Here is a 2,958-nt window from a genome sequence, read left to right on the forward strand (position 1 = left end):
CCGTGCCCGTCGGCGGACTCCAGCTCCACCGACAGGCAGTGCGCCACGACCCGGTCACCCGCCTTCCACCGGTTGACGCCGGGGCCGGTGCGCAGCACCACGCCCGCCAGGTCCGAGCCCAGCACGTGGTAGGGGAGGTCGTGGCGGCGGGTGAGCTCCGAGAGGCGGCCGTAGCGCTCCAGGAAACCGAACGTCGGCAGCGGCTCGAAGATCGAGCTCCAGACGGTGTTGTAGTTGATCGCGCTCGCCATCACCGCGACCAGCGCCTCCCCCGGACCCGGCTCCGGCGTCGGCACCTCCCGCAGGTGCAGGGACTTGCGGGGGTCCTTCTCCGCCGACGGGATCCCCTCGAACATGCCGGTCTCGTCCCGGTGCACCACGTTGCCCCGGTAGGCCTCCGGCAGCGGCAGCGCCGCGAGGTCCTCGGGCAGCACGTCCTCGGAGAGCAGGGCCTCGACGATCTCGTCCACGTGACTTCCCTTGCGACGGAGGGATGCGACGGCGCCGGACGTGCGGGTCCGCCGGGGCGCGTCCAGGCAGGCTCCGCCCCGGGGATCGGGATCCGCCGGAGGGACGCTCGACGGAGGCGGGATCGAGTCACCTTCGAAGCGTCCTCAACCGGAGGTGCGGACCGTGATGCGTCGGGATCAGGGACCAGCGATCAGGGATCAGCGATCAGGGACCAGGGATCAGGGATCAGCGCCAGGGATCCGGAGATCCAGGGATCAGCCCGACCAGGAGGACGCGCCGTGCCGATCTACCGCCTCAGCCGCCGCCCGCAACCGACCCGCCGCAAGGAGCTGCCGCTCGACGGACTGCTGCGCCGGGCCGCGGAACGCGACCCCGCCGCCTGCGCGTTCCGCTCCCCCCACGGTACGCGGACCTTCGCCGAACTCGACGCACGGGCCGACCGGTTCGCCGCCTACCTCGAACACGCCCTCGGCCGGCGCGGGGCCCGCGTCGGGGTCGCCAACACCCTCGACGAGGAGTTCGCCGCCGCCTACTACGGCACCATCCGCAGCGGCAACACCGTCGTCCTCCTCAACCCCCTGATCCGGGCGGCGGGACTGCGCCGCGTGTGCGAACTGGCCGACGTCGAGATCGCCTTCCTGCCCACCGCCGCCGCCGAGCAGCTCGTCAAGACCGCCGACCGGCTGCCCCTGCTGCGCGAGGTCGTCGTCACCGACGCACCCGACGGGATCGTGCCCGCCGACGCCGTGCCGCTGTCCGTGGCCCTCGACCGCGCCCCGCAGCCCGGCCCGGGCACCGACGGCGCCCCCACCGACGTGCCCTTCGACCCGAACGCCGTGGTGTGCGTGCAGTTCACCACCGGGACGACCGGCCGGCCCAAGGGCGTCCGGCTCACCCACCGCAACCTGCTCGCCAACGCCGCGCAGACCGCCGCCGCACACCGGCTCGACTCCGCCTCGGTGATCCTCAACCACCTGCCGCTGTACCAGCCGATGCACCTCAACTCGGCCGTCCTCGCGGGCGCCTGCCAGGTGCTGTGCCCCGCCCCGCGCCCCGCGGCCGCCGTCGCCCTGGCCGCCCGCACCGGCGCCACCCACCTCTACAGCCTGCCCGCCCGGCTCCACCAGCTCGCCGCCGACCTGCGCCACGGCGAACTCCCCGATGCCGGAGAGCTGCCCGGCTTCCCCCTGCCCGCCGCTCCCGCCCTCGACCGGCTCACCGCCGTCCTCTCCGGTGGCAGCGCCCTCGCCCCCGCGGACGCCCGGCTGCTCTCCGAGCGGCTCGGCGTCCCCGTCCTCCAGGGGTACGGCCTGGTCGAACTCGCCCCCCTCACGCACTCCCAGCGGCCCGGTGAGGACCTCAGCGGCACCGGCTCCGTGGGCAGGCCCGTCCCCGGCACCTCCTGCCGCATCGTGCACCCCCGGACCGGCGTCCCGCTCGGGCCCGGCGAGACCGGCGAGGTGCAGCTGAGCGGACCCCAGCTGATGGCCGGCTACCTCGGGGAGAGCGGGCCGGCCGCCGGCGAGGACGGCTGGTTCTCCACCCAGGACGTCGGCCGCATCGGCCCGGACGGGGAGCTGTACCTCGTCGACCGCCTCGACGACGTGTTCGCGTACGACGGCGAACTCGTCTCGCCCACCGCCGTCGAATCCGTCCTCGCCGCCGACCCCCGGGTCGCCGACTGCGTCGTCGTCGGCTGGCCCGACCCGGTCCACGGCGCCGTCGTCTGGCTCGGGCTCGTCCTGCACGACCCGACCGCGCCCGGGCTCCTCGACGTCCTCGACTCGATCGTGGAGACGGCCAACGGAGAGCTGGGCCCGCACGAACAGATCCGGCGGGTCGAGGTCCTCGGCGCCGTGCCCCGCACCCCCGCCGGGAAGCCCGAGCGGCGCTCCCTGCGCCGCGAGCTGCACCGGCGGGCGGCGGCCGAAGCCTCCCTCTGAGTCTCCCTCCGGGCCTCCCTCTCTCCCTCCGGGCACCCCTTCGCACGGCCCGGCGGCCCCCCGCAAGACCTCGCGAGAGCCCGTGGAGGGCGCGTGGACGGCCCGTGCGGCCGTGGTCCAGGGGCTTTCGAGCGGAGCTCCGCCGACTGCCGCGAAGTTGGTGGACCGAGGCAGAGAGGTGTGAACCGATGTCAGGTGAGCGTGTGCAGCACACGTCGTACTCGGTGGACGTGGCCGCCCCCGCGGGCGTGGTCTACGCGCTGCTCGCGGACACGACCCAGTGGCCGCTGTTCGTCCCGCCCAGCATCCACGTGGAGCGGCTGGACTTCGACGGGACCCACGACCGGTTCGGGATGTGGGCGACCGCGGGCGGGACCGTCACGTCCTGGGTGTCACGGCGCTCCCTGGACCCCGCACGGCGGACCATCGACTTCCACCAGGAGGTCCCCGCGCCCCCGGCCACCGCCCTCAGCGGCCGCTGGGAGGTCGCCGAACTGGCCGGCGGGCGCTCGCGGCTGACCCTGCACCACCTGTCTCTTATACA

The 2,958-nt window shown here is 74.5% G+C and carries 3 protein-coding genes; 2 read left to right on the forward strand and 1 reads right to left on the reverse strand.

The window, feature by feature from the left end; genetic code table 11:
- Positions 1-470, reverse strand: a 470-nt coding sequence (locus VR44_RS38130; RefSeq protein ID WP_045952266.1) for an alcohol dehydrogenase catalytic domain-containing protein, incomplete at its 3' end; no start/stop codon positions are given.
- A 279-nt stretch (positions 471-749) separates the two neighbouring features.
- Between VR44_RS38130 and VR44_RS38135 the strand changes: the two genes are divergently transcribed.
- Both VR44_RS38135 and VR44_RS38140 read left to right on the forward strand, forming a co-directional pair.
- Positions 750-2,414: a class I adenylate-forming enzyme family protein gene (locus VR44_RS38135; RefSeq protein WP_245692847.1), complete on the forward strand. Its 1,665-nt coding sequence runs from the start codon at positions 750-752 to the stop codon at positions 2,412-2,414.
- Positions 2,415-2,617: 203 nt separating this feature from the next.
- Positions 2,618-2,958, forward strand: a 341-nt coding sequence (locus tag VR44_RS38140; RefSeq protein WP_211275217.1) for an aromatase/cyclase, incomplete at its 3' end; no start/stop codon positions are given.

This window comes from Streptomyces katrae, assembly GCF_000966975.1.
Classification (GTDB): Bacteria; Actinomycetota; Actinomycetes; order Streptomycetales; family Streptomycetaceae; genus Streptomyces; species Streptomyces katrae.